The organism is Pseudomonas sp. TCU-HL1, from assembly GCF_001708505.1.
Taxonomy (GTDB): Bacteria; Pseudomonadota; Gammaproteobacteria; order Pseudomonadales; family Pseudomonadaceae; genus Metapseudomonas.
The window spans coordinates 1,633,372-1,649,635 of the sequence record NZ_CP015992.1 but is presented as its reverse complement, the minus strand read 5'-3'; the positions used below and the strand labels follow the sequence as shown (position 1 = coordinate 1,649,635).

General features: G+C 64.9%; 14 protein-coding genes. 1 reads left to right on the top strand and 13 read right to left on the bottom strand.

Annotated elements, in window-relative coordinates; all coding sequences use genetic code 11:
* Nucleotides 1–118: 118 nt before the first annotated feature.
* The 5 genes from THL1_RS07645 to zwf form a co-directional block, all read right to left on the bottom strand.
* A complete protein-coding gene (locus THL1_RS07645) occupies nucleotides 119–937 on the bottom strand; it encodes a shikimate 5-dehydrogenase (RefSeq protein ID WP_069082702.1) in 819 nt (272 codons plus the stop codon).
* A gap of 165 nt (nucleotides 938–1,102) precedes the next feature.
* Nucleotides 1,103–2,728, bottom strand: a complete 1,626-nt coding sequence (locus THL1_RS07640) for an NADP-dependent glyceraldehyde-3-phosphate dehydrogenase (RefSeq protein ID WP_069082701.1) — start codon at nucleotides 2,726–2,728, stop codon at nucleotides 1,103–1,105.
* Between the two features lie 336 nt (nucleotides 2,729–3,064).
* The gene (locus THL1_RS07635) at nucleotides 3,065–3,754 is read right to left on the bottom strand and encodes a bifunctional 4-hydroxy-2-oxoglutarate aldolase/2-dehydro-3-deoxy-phosphogluconate aldolase (protein ID WP_177343820.1); all 690 of its coding nucleotides are present in this window, start codon (nucleotides 3,752–3,754) and stop codon (nucleotides 3,065–3,067) included.
* Nucleotides 3,755–3,770: 16 nt separating this feature from the next.
* The gene (gene pgl / locus THL1_RS07630; RefSeq protein ID WP_069082700.1) at nucleotides 3,771–4,484 is read right to left on the bottom strand and encodes a 6-phosphogluconolactonase; all 714 of its coding nucleotides are present in this window, start codon (nucleotides 4,482–4,484) and stop codon (nucleotides 3,771–3,773) included.
* Nucleotides 4,471–5,940, bottom strand: coding sequence for a glucose-6-phosphate dehydrogenase (gene zwf, locus THL1_RS07625; protein WP_069082699.1), 1,470 nt, complete (start codon nucleotides 5,938–5,940; stop codon nucleotides 4,471–4,473). Before zwf ends, pgl begins: the two co-directional genes overlap by 14 nt.
* Before the next feature lie 182 nt (nucleotides 5,941–6,122).
* Between zwf and THL1_RS07620 the strand changes: the two genes are divergently transcribed.
* On the top strand, nucleotides 6,123–6,983 hold the full coding sequence (locus THL1_RS07620) for a MurR/RpiR family transcriptional regulator (protein ID WP_177343857.1): 861 nt from the start codon (nucleotides 6,123–6,125) through the stop codon (nucleotides 6,981–6,983).
* A gap of 159 nt (nucleotides 6,984–7,142) precedes the next feature.
* On the opposite strand, the gene THL1_RS07615 is transcribed toward THL1_RS07620, so the two are convergent.
* The 8 genes from THL1_RS07615 to THL1_RS07580 all read right to left on the bottom strand — a co-directional run bounded on the left by THL1_RS07615 (nucleotide 7,143) and on the right by THL1_RS07580 (nucleotide 16,213).
* A complete protein-coding gene (locus tag THL1_RS07615) occupies nucleotides 7,143–8,045 on the bottom strand; it encodes a D-hexose-6-phosphate mutarotase (protein ID WP_083246047.1) in 903 nt (300 codons plus the stop codon).
* A gap of 12 nt (nucleotides 8,046–8,057) precedes the next feature.
* The gene (locus THL1_RS07610) at nucleotides 8,058–9,281 is read right to left on the bottom strand and encodes a maltoporin (RefSeq protein ID WP_069082697.1); all 1,224 of its coding nucleotides are present in this window, start codon (nucleotides 9,279–9,281) and stop codon (nucleotides 8,058–8,060) included.
* A gap of 112 nt (nucleotides 9,282–9,393) precedes the next feature.
* The gene (locus tag THL1_RS07605) at nucleotides 9,394–10,545 is read right to left on the bottom strand and encodes an ABC transporter ATP-binding protein (protein ID WP_069082696.1); all 1,152 of its coding nucleotides are present in this window, start codon (nucleotides 10,543–10,545) and stop codon (nucleotides 9,394–9,396) included.
* Nucleotides 10,546–10,569: 24 nt separating this feature from the next.
* The gene (locus THL1_RS07600; RefSeq protein ID WP_069082695.1) at nucleotides 10,570–11,415 is read right to left on the bottom strand and encodes a carbohydrate ABC transporter permease; all 846 of its coding nucleotides are present in this window, start codon (nucleotides 11,413–11,415) and stop codon (nucleotides 10,570–10,572) included.
* Nucleotides 11,408–12,316 (bottom strand): carbohydrate ABC transporter permease, encoded by a 909-nt coding sequence (locus THL1_RS07595; RefSeq protein WP_069082694.1) that lies wholly within the window; start codon nucleotides 12,314–12,316, stop codon nucleotides 11,408–11,410. The genes THL1_RS07600 and THL1_RS07595 overlap by 8 nt, the downstream gene beginning before the upstream one ends.
* Nucleotides 12,317–12,527: 211 nt before the next feature.
* Nucleotides 12,528–13,781, bottom strand: a complete 1,254-nt coding sequence (locus tag THL1_RS07590; RefSeq protein ID WP_069082693.1) for an ABC transporter substrate-binding protein — start codon at nucleotides 13,779–13,781, stop codon at nucleotides 12,528–12,530.
* A gap of 277 nt (nucleotides 13,782–14,058) precedes the next feature.
* Nucleotides 14,059–15,489: an ATP-binding protein gene (locus THL1_RS07585; protein ID WP_069082692.1), complete on the bottom strand. Its 1,431-nt coding sequence runs from the start codon at nucleotides 15,487–15,489 to the stop codon at nucleotides 14,059–14,061.
* Entirely contained in the window at nucleotides 15,482–16,213 is a 732-nt protein-coding gene (locus THL1_RS07580) for a response regulator (RefSeq protein ID WP_069082691.1), read from the bottom strand. The genes THL1_RS07585 and THL1_RS07580 overlap by 8 nt, the downstream gene beginning before the upstream one ends.
* Between the last annotated feature and the right edge of the window lie 51 nt (nucleotides 16,214–16,264).

Here is a 16,264-nt window from a genome sequence, read left to right as displayed (position 1 = left end):
GAATATCTCGAAACCTATCACATGAAACCTAATAACTATGAGCCTATCGAGAGCATCGATCAGAATCACTATCTCAAATGCAGATAGATGAACAAGTCGAAACCCACCCCAGCCCTGTTCAACCCCGCGCGAACTCCGCCGCCCTTTCGATCAACTCCGCCTCCGGCCGCACGCCGGTGTAGAGCACGAACTGCTCCACCGCCTGCAGCACAATCACTTCGGCACCGGTGATCACCGGCTTGCCCAATTCACGGGCCAGAAGGATCAGCGGGGTTTCCACCGGTAGGGCTACCACATCGAACACCCACTCAGCCGCTTCCACCTGCTCGCGGGTGAAAGCCAGGGATTGGGCTTCCGGGCCGCCTTCCATGCCCAGCGGGGTAACGTTGACCAGCATCTGCGGACGCGCGTCGCCCGGCTCCGCCAGCCATTCGTAGCCACAGCCCTGCGCCAGCGCCTGGCCGGTTTCCCGGTTGCGGGCAACGATGCTGCCGTGGCGGAAACCGCTGTCGCGCAACGCACTGGCCACGGCCTTGGCCATTCCGCCGCTACCGCGCACGGCAAAGCGGATGTCCCTGGGCACCGCGTGGCTCGCCAGCAGGCTGGCCACGGCACTGTAGTCGGTGTTGTAGCCCTTGAGCCTGCCGTTGTCGGCGACGATGGTGTTCACCGAGTCGATGGCCGAGGCGGAGGCGTCCAGTTCATCCAGCAGCGGGATGCAGGCTTCCTTGAACGGCATGGACACCGCCGAACCGCGAATGCCGAGGGCGCGGATGCCACCGATGGCCGCCGGCAGATCAGTGGTGGTGAAAGCCTTGTAGACGAAGTCCAGGTCGAGGGCTTCGTACAGGTAGTTGTGAAAGCGCGTGCCGAAGTTGCCGGGTCGGCCGGACAGCGACATGCAAAGCCGGGTGTCCCGGCTGATGGGGCGGGGCATTGGGATCTCCGGTTATGACGGCGGGGAATCGGCAACCTTGTAGGGGTGAATTCATTCGCCAAGGGGCACGCAGTGCCCCCCAATGTGGGCCTGCAAGGCGGACCTTCGGTCCGCTTGGCGATTGAAATCGCCCCTACAGAAACCAATCGCCGCCTGCCAGGTTCGTCAGAAAATGTAATCCGTGGTCAGGAAGTTCGATTCGCGGTTGCGAATGATCTCGCTGACCAGTTCCTTGTTGTCCGCCTGGAACTTGGTGGCCACCAGGGTGCGGATGGAGAACACCCGCAGCGCGTCATGCACCGACAAGGTTCCTTCGGCGGAATTCTTGCGGCCGTTGAAGGGGAAGGTATCCGGGCCACGCTGGCACTGGGCGTTGATGTTGATGCGGCCCACCTGGTTGGCAAAGGCATCCACCAGCCGGCCGACCTGCGCCGGGTCGTTGCCGAACAGGCTGAGCTGCTGGCCGTAGTCCGAATGCAGCACGTAGTCGATCACCTCGTCCAGCTCACGGTACGGCACCACCGGAATCAGCGGACCGAACTGTTCTTCGTTGTAGAGGCGCATGTCCGGGCTCACCGGGCTCAGCACAGCGGGGTAGAAAAAGCTCTGCCGGTGGCTGCCGCCGCCTGGGTTGACCACCCTGGCGCCCTTGGCCACGGCATCCTCCAGCAGAGTGTTGAGGAAATCGACCTTGCCCGGCTCTGGCAGCGGGGTCAGGGCTACGCCATCGTCCCAGGGCATGCCCGGCTTGAGCGCGGCCAGCTTGGCGCAGAATTTATCGAGGAAGGGCTCGAGCACATCCTCGTGAACGAACAGGATCTTCAGCGCGGTGCAGCGCTGGCCGTTGAACGACAGCGCACCAGTGATGGCTTCGCTCACCGCGTTGTCCAGATCCACCTTGGGCAGGACGATGCCGGGGTTCTTCGCATCCAGGCCCAGAGCCGCGCGCAGGCGGTGCGGGCGCGGGTGCAGCTTCTTCAGGTCGGCGGCGCCGGAGTGGGTGCCGATGAAGGCGAACACGTCGACCTTGCCGCTGGCCATGATGGCGCTGACAGTCTCGCGGCCACGGCCATAGATGATGTTGATGACGCCCGCCGGGAAGCTGTCGCGGAAGGCCTCCAGCAGCGGGCGGATCAGCAGCACGCCGAACTTGGCCGGCTTGAAGACCACGGTGTTGCCCATGATCAGCGCCGGAATCAACGTGGTGAAGGTCTCGTTCAGCGGGTAGTTGTACGGCCCCATGCACAGCGCCACGCCCAGCGGCACGCGGCGGATCTGGCCGAGGGTGCCCTGCTCCAGCTCGAAGCGGCTGGAGCGGCGGTCCAGCTCCTTGAGCGCCTCGATGGTGTCGACGATGTAGTCGCAGGTGCGATCGAACTCCTTCTCGGAGTCCTTGAGGTTCTTGCCGATTTCCCACATCAGCAGCCTGACCACCGCCTCACGCTGCTCACGCATGCGTGCCAGGAACTTCTCCACATGCTGGATGCGCTCGGCCACGCGCATGGTCGGCCACGCGCCCTGCCCGTGGTCGTAGGCAGCAACGGCGGACTCCAGGGCCGCCAGCGCGGCATCGGCATCCAGCAGCGGAGTGCTGCCCAGCACCACCTGCTCATCACCCTGGTCGCTGGCCAGGAAGATCGGGCTGCGCACGGCAGCCAACGGCCCCTCCCAGCGCAACAGCTCGCCGTTCACCAGGTATTCGCGCTGTTCGATGGGCGCGCCGGGGCGGTAGCGCTCGGGAATCTGGTCGGCAGTGGGGAACAGGGTTTCGAGCTTGTTGTTGTGAGTCATTGCACTTTCCTCTGGATCGGGACCACTGGAAATCGGTTTTAACGCGGTTTTCTTGCTAGGTAAATCGTTTCAGCAAACCGTTTGGCGGAATCTGTTCTCATGACGGGATCGGCGCTAATCGGGTGCGTAGCCCGGATGAAATCCGGGGAATGTCGGCAGCCTGTTCCCGGATTGCATCCGAGCTACCTTCGTGGGCACAAACCTTGTGGGGGCGAATTCATTCGCCAAGGGGCACGTAGTGCCCCCATTGGATCTCCCAGGGCAGACCTGCGGCCTGCTTGGCGAATGAATTCGCCCCTACAACAGAAGATCGCCGCATAGGCGAGGCATCCTGCATCAGCGCAACAGCTCCAATGCCGCTGCCGTGGCTTCCTGGATGCGCTGCCAGTCGCCGTTGCGGACCCAGTCCTTGTCCATCATCCAGGTGCCACCCACGCACATCACATTGGGCAGGGCCATGTAGTCGTGCAGGTTGTCGGGGTTCACACCGCCGGTGGGGCAGAAACGGATGCCGGGGAAAGGACCGCCGAAGGCCTTGAGGGCCTTCACGCCACCGCAGATTTCCGCCGGGAACAGCTTGAAGCGGCGATAACCCAGGGCGTAGCCGAGCATGATTTCCGAGGCACTGCTGATACCGGGCAACAGCGGCAACGGACTGTAGACGCCGGCGCGCAACAGTTCGGCGGTACAGCCGGGGGTGACGATGAACTGCGAGCCGGCGGCTTCGGCCTCGGCAAGCATCCATTCATCCAGCACAGTGCCTGCGCCGACGCAGAGTTCCGGGCGCTGCTCACGCAGGGTGCGAATGGCGGACAGGCCGTGCTCGGAGCGCAGGGTAATTTCCAGGGTACGCAATCCGCCGGAGGCCAGGGCATCGGCCAGGGGCAGGACGTCCTGCTCCCGCTCGATGGTGATCACCGGCAGGATGCGCGCCGCGCCGCAGAGGATATCGATCACGGCGGCCTTGTCAGCCATGCTCGGCACGGCTTCGCGACTCGTGGCCCGGTTGGTGGGGAGGCTGGTCATGGGCGTTCCTTCGGGCTCAGGGGCACCAGTGGATTTCCAGGGGACGACGGAGGAAGGCGCGGATCGGCATCGCCGTCGCGTCTTCGCCCGCCAGGGCGTCGGCCAGGGTGGCCAGCTTGGCCTGGCCTTGCACGGCCAGCAGGGTCAGGTGCGCGCTGGCCAGCAGCGGCAGGGTCAATGTCAGGCGCTGGCGCGGCACGCTGGGTGCCAGCATCGGCAGGCAGCGTTGCGGGCAATCGGCACTCAGCGCCAGCTCCAGGTTCGGGCTGGACGGGAACAGCGACGCGGTATGGCCATCCTCGCCCATGCCCAGCACCAACACGTCGATGGCGCCCAGCTCACCCAGGGCCGCATCGGCCATGTGCGCCGACTCGTCGAGGCCGGGCGCACTGTGGTAGAGACCGAGGAATTGCGCCCCGGCAGCGGCTCCGCGCAACAGGTGGCGGCGCACCAGGCCTTCGTTGCTGTCGGGATGACTGACCGGCACGAAGCGCTCATCGGCGAGGCTGACGGTCACCTTCGACCAATCCAGTGCCTGGCCGGAAAGGCACTCGAAGAAGGCCACCGGGCTGCGCCCGCCGGACACCACCAGCACCGCCGAACCGCGTGTGTCGATGGCATCGCGCAGGGCGTTGGCGACGGTTATGGCCAGTTCACCGGCCAGTTGTTCGGGGCTGCCGAGGCTGAGCCCGGTGACCTGCGTCGGCAGGTCGAGATTACAGATCGCCATACCAACTCCTGCCATCACGGGTGATCAATGCGATGGAGGCCACCGGCCCCCAGGTTCCCGCCGCGTAGGGCTTGGGTGCGTCGCCCTGCTGCCGCCATCCGGCGATCAGTTGGTCGCACCACTTCCAGGCGTATTCGATTTCGTCCTTGCGTACGAAGAGATTCTGGTTGCCCTTCATCACTTCCAGCAGCAGACGCTCATAGGCGTCCGGAATCCGCGCGCTGCGGTAGGTATTGGAGAAGCTCAGCTGCAGCGGGTCGCTGCGCAGCTGCATGCCCTTGTCCAGGCCCTGGTCCTTGGTCATCACCTGCAGGGAAATACCTTCGTCCGGCTGCAGGCGGATGATCAGCCGGTTGCTGATCAGCGGCCGCTGCTCGGGGGCGAAGATGTAGTGCGGCGGTTCCTTGAAGTGTATGACGATCTGCGAAAGCTTCTGCGGCATGCGCTTGCCGGTACGCAGGTAGAAGGGCACGCCGGACCAGCGCCAGTTGCGGATTTCCGCGCGCAGGGCGACGAATGTTTCGGTGTCGCTGTGGGTGTTGGCGTTCTCTTCTTCGAGATAGCCGGGCACCGTCTTGCCGAGGATGTTGCCGGCCACGTACTGGCCGCGCACCACCTGTTGGCTGAGCTGCTCCTGGGTGATCGGCGCCAGCGCTTTCAGCACCTTGACCTTCTCGTCGCGGATGCTGTCGGCGGAGAGGTCGCTGGGCGGGTCCATGGCGATCAGGCAGAGCAGTTGCAGCAGGTGGTTCTGGATCATGTCGCGCAACTGTCCGGCCTGGTCGAAGTATCCCCAGCGCCCTTCAATGCCCACTTGCTCGGCCACGGTGATCTCCACATGGGAGATGTGGTGCTGGTTCCACTGGGTTTCGAACAGGCTGTTGGCAAAGCGCAGGGCAATCAGGTTCTGCACCGTCTCCTTGCCCAGATAGTGGTCGATCCGGTAGGTGCGGTTTTCCGGGAAGTGCGTCGCCACGGCGTCATTCACTGCGCGTGAGGACTCCAGATCATGGCCGATGGGTTTTTCCAGCACCACGCGGGTGCGCTCGGCCAGCCCCGTGGCGGCCAGGCCCGCGCAGATGGCGCCGTACACGGCGGCGGGCGTGGCGAAGTAGGCGATCAGCCGGGACACGGGGCCCAGCTTGTCAGCCAGGGCCGAGTAGGCGTCGGCATCGAGGAAGTCCATGGTCAGGTAATCGAGCCGCGCCAGGAAGCGCTGCACGGCGCCCTCCTCCACCTCTGCGGCGGGCACGTAGCGACGCAGGTGCTCGCCAATGGCAACGAGGTGGGCAGCCGGGTCGCCATTCTCGCGACCCAGGCCAAGGATGCGTGTATCGGTCGGCAGCAGGCCGGCGCGGTCCAGTTGATAGAGCGCGGGAAACAGCTTGCGCAGTGCGAGGTCACCGAGGCCGCCGAAGAGCGCCAGGGTGCAAAGTTCGACAGGTTGTGAGGCCATGATATTTGTTCTTCTATCAAACATGAGCTTATGAATACACCCAATAATGCGCTTCATCAAGACAAAATGTAGTAATAAAACTACATTTACCAACATGCGAGATTGCGGTGGCTCCGTCCAGATGCGCTCAGTACGATAGGCCACCGATTGCAGGCCCCTTTCCAGGAATCCCAATGGACCGCGTGCACAACCTGCTGGAGCAGATCCAGAACCGCCTCGACGAACTCAACAAGGCTGAGCGCAAGGTCGCCGAAGTCATCCTGCGCGACCCGCAACAAGCCACCCGCTACAGCATTGCCGCGCTGGCCCAGGCCGCGCAGGTCAGCGAGCCGACGGTGAACCGCTTCTGCCGCTCCTTCGGCGTCAACGGCTACCCCGAACTGAAGATGCAACTGGCGCAGAGCCTGGCCAGCGGTGCCGCCTACGTCAGCCAGGCGGTCGCGGCGGACGACGGCCCCGAGGCCTACACGCGGAAGATCTTCGGCAGCGCCATCGCCTCCCTGGACAGCGCCCTGCAGACCCTCGACCCACAACTGGTCAGCCGCGCCGTGGACCTGATGATCCAGGCCCGGCAAATCCACTTCTTCGGCCTTGGCGCCTCGGCCTCGGTGGCCCTGGACGCCCAGCACAAGTTCTTCCGTTTCAACCTCGCCGTGTCCGCCCATTCCGATGTACTGATGCAGCGCATGCTCGCGTCGGTGGCGCACACGGGCGACCTGTTCGTGATCATTTCCTACACCGGCCGCACCCGCGAGCTGGTGGAGGTAGCGCGCCTGGCACGGCAGAACGGCGCCTCGGTACTCGGCCTGACGGCCGCCGGCTCGCCCTTGGCCAAGGCCAGCACCCTGAGCCTGGATATCCCGCTGCCGGAAGACACCGACATCTACATGCCGATGACCTCGCGCATCATCCAGCTCACCGTGCTCGACGTGCTCGCCACCGGCATGACCCTGCGCCGCGGCGTCGACTTCCAGCCGCACCTGCGCAAGATCAAGGAAAGCCTCAACGCCAGCCGGTATCCGACGGATGAAGAGCCATCCTGATAGTTCTTTGCGGGGATTTACCCTCTCCCCCAGCCCCTCTCCCTGAAGGGAGAGGGGAGACAAGCAGCCGGCACTTGCTTCGACCGCCGCACGGACAGCCCCCTCTCCCGCTTGCGGGAGAGGGTTGGGGTGAGGGCAACGGAGCCCATGCCCCGCGCCTCACCCGACCCACGCCTTCAAACTCAACCTCGCTTCTTCCCCTGCCACCAACTCCACGCCGCCCTCGTCACAAGCCGCGCCCTGCACGGAAAGAAAGCCCAGGCCCTCTGCCCAGCTCACCTCTGAAAGAGGCCTGCTACCCGGATGCCAGACCACCGTGTTCGGATTATTCCCTCCCTCGATGCGCAACCGCCGCTGCCATCCGGCATCCTGAATCCGCACCCGGCCACCGCGCCGGAAGACCTTGTGGCAACCATCGATCACCCGTAGCTCACCCTCCTGCCGGCACGCCTCGCGCGTCAGCAGGTCGCGGCCATCGACGCCGTCCAGCCCCAGCAAACCGACCCGAGCCACGTCGCTGACCCGCCAGTAGGCGTGGAGTGCGTGACTGAGGACACAGGGCTCGCTGTCGCGGTGGCGGGTGACCAGTTGCAGGCTCATACGCTCGCCCAGCTCCGCCTGCAGATCCACCTGCCAGTCATGCAGGTCTAGGCGCCAGTTCAGGCGCACACCCTCGGCATCGGCGTCCTTGTGGATAAGTCGCCAGTCCGACAGTCGCGCCCAGCCGTGATGAGGCCAGCCGCCTTCCATGGGATGGCGGCCGAACCAGGGCCAGCAGACGGGCACACCACCGCGAATGGCGCCGATGCGCGGCCAGCGTGCCGCGCACCAGAGCAGCGGCCGCTCGCCGTGGGGCTGGTAGTGCAGCAACTGGCCGCCCTGCCGGCTGAACACCGCCGAGCAGCGCGGGTGCTCCACCAGCAGCAGCTCGCGCCCCTGGTGCTCGGCCCAGCGGAACGGCTGCCCGGCCGCCGGGCGCAGCAGGTCGGCGAGGGGATGGTCGGCGCCCTCCCCTGCCTTCACCAGGCGCGGCCCGCGACGGCGGGACTCACTGGCGGCCATCGACATGACCCGTCATTTCCACCAGTACTCCAGTTGCACACCGAAGTTGGAGCCATGCAGCGCATTGCCGAAGGCGCCGGTATCCGAAAGCGCCGAGCCCGCCGCCATCTGGCTGGCCGCACGCTGGGCCGCCTCGTTCCAGCTGGCGTAGGTGTAGTAGAGACGGATTTCCGGGCGCTCCCAGAAGCCAGGACCGGCCGGCGACCAGGTGGGCGCGACGGTGAACTTGGTCAGTTTGCGCGTGCCGCCAGGGGCTTCCACCTGGTCGCGGCCCAACTCGGTCACCAGCTTGAACTGGTCGGTGAAGGCGTAGACTGGGCGCACGCCGACGGACAGCCAATTCTGGTCGTCACCATCCGGACGGGTGTCCTTCTGGTAGACCACCTCGAACTGGCCACCGAAGCGCGGCGTCACTTGCCAGTCGAAGAACTCCACCACACGCCAGCTCTTGTTGGCGTTGTCCAGGGTCGGGTCGCCGGTGTAACCGAGCGCGGTGCCCGGTCCGCGACCGTATTGCAGGGCGAAGGTGTTGACCCCGCCGAGGAAGACCTTCTGCTTGTGCTGCGCCGCTACCGACCAGCCGCTATGGGCGTCGGTGCTGTCGGGCTTGTCGATATAGCTGACACCCACACCGACCTCACCCCCGGGATTGGTCTGGAAGCCGTCGATGTTGAAGTCGTGACGGTTGATGTAGGGGTCCTGGTCGTAGTTGTCCTTGCGCGAGAACACGTAGCTGTACTTCAGGTCGCCGATGGCCACTTCATCGAAGCCGAAGCCGGTGGCGCTCTGGTTCCAGTAGTAGAAGTCGGAGATGTGGATGTCGTTCCGCTTGTAGAAGCGGCGACCGGCCCAGAAGGAGCCGCCGTTCAGCGCCGGCATATTGCTCCACTCGGCATACATCTGGTTCATCCGCGCGAAGCCGTGGTCGCCGGTGAACTCGGGTGTATGGCCGTATTCGTTGTAGAGCTGCGCCATGCCCTCGACGCTGACCACCGAACCGTCATCGAGCTTGAGCAGGTCCTGGCGCAGGTCCAGTTCGATGTACTGCTCGCATTCGTTGCCCAGACGGTACTTCGATTGAGCCCCCGGCAGCTGGAAGCAGGATTGCGTGCCGCCCTCGCTGGCCCCCCCGGCGCCACTGCGCATGTAGCCGGTGAATTCCACCGCCTGCGCCACACCGGAAACCGCGAAAAGCGCGCAGGGCAGTACCCACAAACCTTTGATCGTCGTGCTCATGTCCACTCCAGATTTTTATTGTTGTACGTCGATGGATCGTCTTTCCAGGTAGCCCGGATGCAATCCGGAAAGGCCGTGACAGCCAATCCCCGGATTTCATCCGGGCTACGGTTCAACGCCCCTTGAGCTGCGCCACCTTGGCTTGCCGCTCAGGGCTCGCCACCTTTCCCGGTGCACACAACCGCTCGCCGCTTTGCGCGTCGAACAGCAGCACCTTGTCGGGCGCGAACTGCAGGTCGAGGGTGTCGCCCACGCGCACCGGCGCATCGGGGGCCAGGCGGCAGCAGACCTTGGTCTGGTTGATCTCGACGAAGGCCAGAATGTCCGGGCCGGTGGGCTCCAGCACCTGCACCTCGGCACGAATGGTCGGCAGCTCGCTGGCGCCGACCAGGATCTGCTCCGGGCGGATGCCGAGGATCAGTTCGCGCCCTTCCAGCTCGCCATCGGCGTCGCCCAGGGGCAGTTCGCAATGGCCGTCGGCGCTGTCCAGCAGGCCCACCAGGCGGCCGTCGCGGCGCTGCAGGCGCAGGGGCACGAAGTTCATCGGCGGCGAGCCCATGAAGCCCGCGACGAAGAGGTTGGCCGGATCGTTGTAGATCTGCTGCGGGGTGCCGAACTGCTGGATGATGCCGTCCTTCATCACCGCCACCTTGTCGCCCAGGGTCATGGCCTCGATCTGGTCGTGGGTGACGTACACGGTGGTGGTCTTCAGCCGCTGGTGCATCAGCTTGATCTCGGTGCGCATCTCCACCCGCAGCTTGGCGTCGAGATTCGACAGCGGTTCGTCGAACAGGTAGATCTTCGGCCGCCGCGCCAGCGCCCGGCCCATGGCCACGCGCTGCTGCTGGCCACCGGAGAGCTGGCCCGGCTTGCGCTGCAGCAGGTGCTCGATCTGCAACAGCTTGGCCACACGCGAAACCTCGGCGTCGATCTCGGCCGCCGGCATCTTGCGGATCTTCAGGCCGAAGGCGATGTTCTCGCGCACGTTCATGGTCGGGTACAGGGCATAGGACTGGAACACCATGGCGATGTCCCGGTCCTTCGGGCTCATGCCGCTGATGTCCTGGCCATCGACCATGATCGCGCCACCGCTGATGCTCTCCAGCCCGGCGATGCAGTTCATCAGGGTGGTTTTGCCGCAGCCCGACGGGCCGACGAGGATCAGGAACTCGCCGGAGTCGATGGACAGCTCGATGTTCTTCAGGGTGTCCGCCAGGCCGCTGCCGTAGGACTTGTTCACATTGCGCAGTTCGAGGGTTGCCATGTCGTTTCTCCAATCTTGAAGGCGTCAGCCTTTCACCGCGCCAGCAGTTAAACCGCGCAGGAAGTATTTGCCGGCGAACACGTAGACCAGCAGGGTGGGCAGGCCGGCGATCATCGCGGCGGCCATGTCGACGTTGTATTCCTTGACCCCGGTGCTGGTGTTCACCAGGTTGTTCAGGGCCACGGTGATGGGCTGGGTGTCGCCGCTGGCGAACACCACGCCGAAGAGGAAGTCGTTCCAGATCTGGGTGAACTGCCAGATCAGGCAGACCATGATGGTCGGCACCGACATGGGCAGCAGGATGCGCCCGAAGATGGTGAAGAACCCCGCCCCGTCCAGCCGCGCCGCGCTCACCAGTGCGTTCGGGATGCTCACGTAGAAGTTGCGGAAGAAGAGCGTGGTGAAGGCCAGGCCGTAAACCACGTGCACCAGCACCAGGCCGCCGGTGGTGTTGGCCAGGCCGAACTGGCCGAGGGTGAAGGACGCCGGCAGCAGCACCACCTGGAACGGCAGGAAGCAACCGAACAGCAGCAGCCCGAAGAACAGCTGAGAGCCACGGAAGCGCCACATGGACAACACGTAGCCATTCAGCGCGCCGAGCAGGGTGGAGATGATCACCGCCGGCACGGTGATCTTCACCGAGTTCCAGAAGTAGCCGCCGACGCTGGCCCAGGCCTTGGCCCAGCCCACCAGGGTGAACACGTCCGGCATCGACAGCAGGTTGCCGGTGCGGATGTCGTCCGGCGTCTTGAAGCTGGTCAGCAGCATCACCACCAGCGGCACCAGGTAAACGGCGCAGGCGACGAACAGCGTGGCGTGGATGGCCAGGCGGCTGACACTGAAGGCGGGTTTTCCGGCCAGGCTAGTCATGGCGCTTGTTCCTCAGTTCGGAGTACAGGTAGGGCACGAGGATCGCCAGCACCGCGCCGAGCATGAGCATCGCGCTGGCGGCGCCAAGGCCCATCTGGCCGCGGGTGAAGGTGTGGGCATACATGAACATCGCAGGCAGGTCGGAGGCGTAGCCGGGGCCACCGGCCGTCATGGCGGCGACCAGGTCGAAGCTCTTGATGGCGATGTGGGCGAGGATCATCAGCGCGCTGAAGAACACCGGACGCAGGCTCGGCAGGACGATGCGCAGGTAAATGGCTGGCAGGCTGGCGCCGTCCACCTGGGCGGCACGGATGATCGACTGGTCCACCCCGCGCAGCCCCGCCAGGAACAGCGCCATGACGAAACCCGAGGACTGCCACACGGCGGCGATCACCAGGCAGTAGACGACCCGATCCGGGTCCACCAGCCAGTCCAGGCGGAAGCCTTCCCAGCCCCAGTCGCGCAACAGCTTGTCCAGACCCAGACCAGGGTTGAGCAGCCACTTCCAGGCGGTGCCGGTGACGATCATCGACAGCGCCATGGGGTAGAGGTAGACGGTGCGGATGAAGCCTTCGCGGCGGATACGCTGGTCCAGCAGCACCGCCAGGAACACGCCGATCACCAGGCTGATGCCGATGAACAGTCCGCCATAGACCAGCAGGTTGTGACTGGCCACCCACCAGCGATCGTTGTCCAGCAAGCGCTCGTACTGCTGCAGCCCGACCCATTTGTAGCTAGGCATGAAGCGCGAGTTGGTGAAGGACAGCAGGAAGGTCCAGAGGATGTAGCCATAGAAGCCGACCAGCACGATCAGCACACTGGGCGCCAGTACCAGCCTGGGTAGCCAGCGTTGCAGCGCATCCAGCGGTGAGGCCTTGGCGAAGACTGCGGTTGAGCTCATGAGTACCAGCTCCGTGGGTTGGGTTTTCACTCCCCTCTCCCGCCTGCGGGAGAGGGGCCGGGGGAGAGGGTGTTTCGGGCAGCCCTCTCCCCAACCCTCTCCCACAAGTGGGAGAGGGGGCTGATGAGGAGCAGCAGGAAACCATGGCGCCTGCCGGCACCCTCGAAATCGTCTGTTTTGGAGAAGGGCCGCTCTCAGGCGGCCCGACCGCTTACTGCACCGCTTCGATCGCGGCGGCCAGTTGCTGCGCGGCCTTTTTCGGGTCGGCGGCGGGGTCGTTGAAGAAGTTGGTCACCACGTCGAACACTGCCCCTTGCACGTAGCTGGAGGCGGCCATGCCGTGGGCCAGGCTCGGCTGCAGGCCATTGCCTGCCGCCGCTTCCTTGAAGTCCTTCATGGACTGCTGGGCGCAGGCATCGAAGCTCGACATGTCCTGGTCCAGGCGGACCGGAATGGAGCCCTTGTTCTGGTTGAAGAACTGCTGGAACTGCGGCTCGAGCACGGTGCGCGCCAGGTCGTTCTGCGCCTGGATATTGGCTTCATCCTTGAGCTTGAACATGGCCAGGGAGTCGATGTTGTAGGCGAAGCTGCCCTGGGTGCCGGGGAACGGCAGGCATTGGTAATCCTTGCCCGCCACCTTGCCGGCAGCGCTCCACTCGCTTTTGGCCCAGTCGCCCATGATCTGCATGCCGGCCTTGCCGTTGATGACCAGGCCCGTGGCGCTGTTCCAGTCGCGGCCAGCGGCGTCAGGATCGACGTAGCCGCGCAGCTTCTTCAGGGCGGCGAAGACTTCGACCATCTTGTCGCTGGTGAGAGTTGCCTTGTCCTGCTCGACGAAAGCCTTGTGATAGCCCTGCGGGCCGAGAATGCTGAAGACCAGGTCCTCGAACACCGTGCCGTCCTGCCAGGGCTGGCCGCCGTGGGCGATCGGGATGTAGCCGGCGGCCTTGAGCTTGTCGGCGGCGACGAAGAATTCGTCGAGGGTGGTGGGCGGCGTGGCGCCGGCCTTCTGGAACACCTCGGGGTTTATCCACAGCCAGTTGACCCGGTGCACGTTGACCGGCACAGCCACGTAATGGCCGTCGTACTTCATGATGTCAGCGACCTGCGGGGACAGCAGCGAATCCCATTTGCCCTCGGTGGAGACGTCGTCCAGCTCGGCCAGCAGGCCCAGCTCGCCCCACTCCTGGATATCCGGCCCCTTGATCTGCGCAGCGGACGGCGGATTGCCGGAGACGGCGCGGGTCTTCAGTACGGTCATGGCCGCCTCGCCACCGCCACCGGCAACGGCGAAATCCTTCCAGGTGTGGCCTTTTTCTTCGACGAGTTTCTGCAAGGTATCGGCGGCGCGCTTCTCGCCACCGGAGGTCCACCAATGCAGGACTTCCACTTCGCCGGCGAGGGCGGACAACGGGAACAGGGAGGCGAGGGAAACGACAGCGGCCAGGCGGGAGATGGCATTCATGGAGGGGGATACCTTTTTGTTTTTATGACTGTGCAAGTCGGTGCTTGCCCTTGCCTCGCAGTCTAACCACGGCCTGCAAGGCCGCGGGTAACAAAGGGATGGTGGATGGTCACGGGGTGGTTACAAAAGTCGGTGCGCGGAAAGGCACCCTCTCCCCAACCCCCTCCCTGAAGGGCGAGGGGGCTGTCCGTGCATGAGTTGGGCTTTGGCAGAATCCTGCAAGCGCGAGTCACCCCTCTCCTCTTCAGGGAGAGGGGATGGGGGAGAGGGCAGCGGCCTATCCGGCCTGCCTCGGCAACCACAGCGTCACCCGCAACCCGCCGTCGCGCAGGTTCTTCAGGCTCAGCTCCCCGCCGTGGCTGTGGGCGAGGTTACGCGCGATGCCAAGCCCCAGGCCGTAGCCCTGTGTGTGCCCCGCCAGGCGGAAGTGCGGTTCGAACACCTGCTCCAGCTTCTGCTCCGGTACGCCGGGGCCTTCGTCGTCCACATGCAGGACGAAGGCATCGATGCTGTCCTCGATCTGCAGGTGCGCCCGTTCACCGTATTTCAGCGCGTTGTCCACCAGGTTGCCGATGCAGCGGCGCAGGGCCAGGGGCTTGCCGGGGTAAGGCGCAATCGCCCGCCCTTCCAGCGTCACCTGCCCGGTGCCGAGGTAGGGCTCGATCAGCCCGTGCAACAGGTGGTTGAGGTCCACCTGTTCGATGTTCTCGTGGATGTCGGTGTCCTTCACGCACTGCAACGCGCCCTTCACCAGCAGTTCCAGGTCATCCAGGTCGCGGCTGAACTTGGCCTGCACTGCTTCGTCCTCCAGCAGTTCCACCCGCAGACGCAGGCGGGTGATGGGGGTGCGCAGGTCGTGGGAGATGGCGCTGAACAACTGGCTGCGTTCACTGAGGTAGCGACTGATACGGTCGCGCATGCTGTTGAAGGCGCGGCTTACGTCGGCCACTTCGCTGCCACCCGCTTCAGGCAAGGGCTCCACTTCGGCGCCCAGGGACATTTCCCGTGCGGCCCTGGCCAGGCGCTTCAGCGGCCGGCTCTGCCAGTGCACCAGCAGACCAATGAACAACAGCAGGAAGGAACTGGTGAGGAGGATGAACCACAGCTGCTGGGTCGGCAGGCCCTGGTCTTCCAGCGTGGCGTAGGGTTCGGGCATCAAGGATGCGAGGTACAACCACTCGCTGGGGCCAATCTGGATCTGCGTGACCAGGATGGGCGGGTTCACCGGCTCCAGGGTCAGCGCGTAATGGGCCCAGGAACGCGGCAGCTCGTCGAGCTTGAGGCCGCTGTTGAAGATGCGCAGGTCGTCCGGATTGACGAAGTGCAGGGACAGGTCCACCTGCTTGCCCAGTCGCTCGCGCAGCACCGCTTCCACTTCGCCGAGCACCGCGCGCTTGCGCGGGGTTTCCGGCAGCACGCTCATGTCCAGGGGCTTGTCGTTGAGGGAGACGAAGAAGCGCGTGCCGCCCATGGAGCGCAACTGGTCGAGCACCATGGGGCGGTAACCGATGGGCAGCGAGCGGATGTAACTCACGCTGGCGACCATGGATTGCGCCAGACTGCGGGCGCTGGTGAGCAGACCTTCCATTTGGCTGGCACGCAATTGCGAGACCCAGATGACGCTGGACAGCGCCTGGGCCAGCAACACCACCAGCAGGGTGAGGAACAGCATGCGCCCGAGCAACGAGCGCGGCACGAGCCTAAGCATGCTGGTGCGGCGTGACCTGTGCCGCCAGCAGGTAGCCCGCGCCGCGCACGGTGCGGATCAGCCGCGGCGCCTTGCCGGTGTCGCGCAGGCGCTGGCGCAGTCGGCTCACGGCCATGTCGACGATGCGCTCCAGGGGCATCACCTCGCGGCCACGGGTGGCGTTGGCGATCATGTCGCGGTCGAGGATCTGCTGCGGGTGATCGAGGAAGAGTTTCAGCAGGGCGAAGTCGGCGCCAGAGAGGATCACTTCCTCGCCATCGAGGTGGAACAGACGGTGGCTGATCATGTCCAGGCGCCACTCGTCGAAGGCCAGCACCTCGACCGCCGTACGCTCCTGGCCGAAGCCGACTCGACGCAGCAGCGCCTTGATCCGCGCCAGCAGTTCGCGGGGGCTGAACGGCTTGCCCAGGTAGTCGTCGGCGCCCAGCTCCAGGCCGATGACCCGGTCGGCTTCGTCGGAGCTGGCGGTGAGCATGATGATCGGCACCTGGGCCAGGCGCTGGTGGGCACGCACCCAGCGGCACAGGCTGAAGCCGTCTTCGTCGGGCAGCATCACGTCGAGGATCACCAGGTCCGCCGCCTCTTCGCCCATGGCGCGGCGGAAGCCCTCGCCATCGGCAACGCTGCGCACCTGGAAGCCGGCGCGGCTCAGGTAGGTCTCAAGCAGTTCACGAATCTCCTGGTCGTCATCCACCAGGAGAATGGATTTTCCGGATTGGCTCACAGTGGCCGTCCTTTGTTGTTATCTATCGCTTCGTAGGGTGCGCCGTGCGCA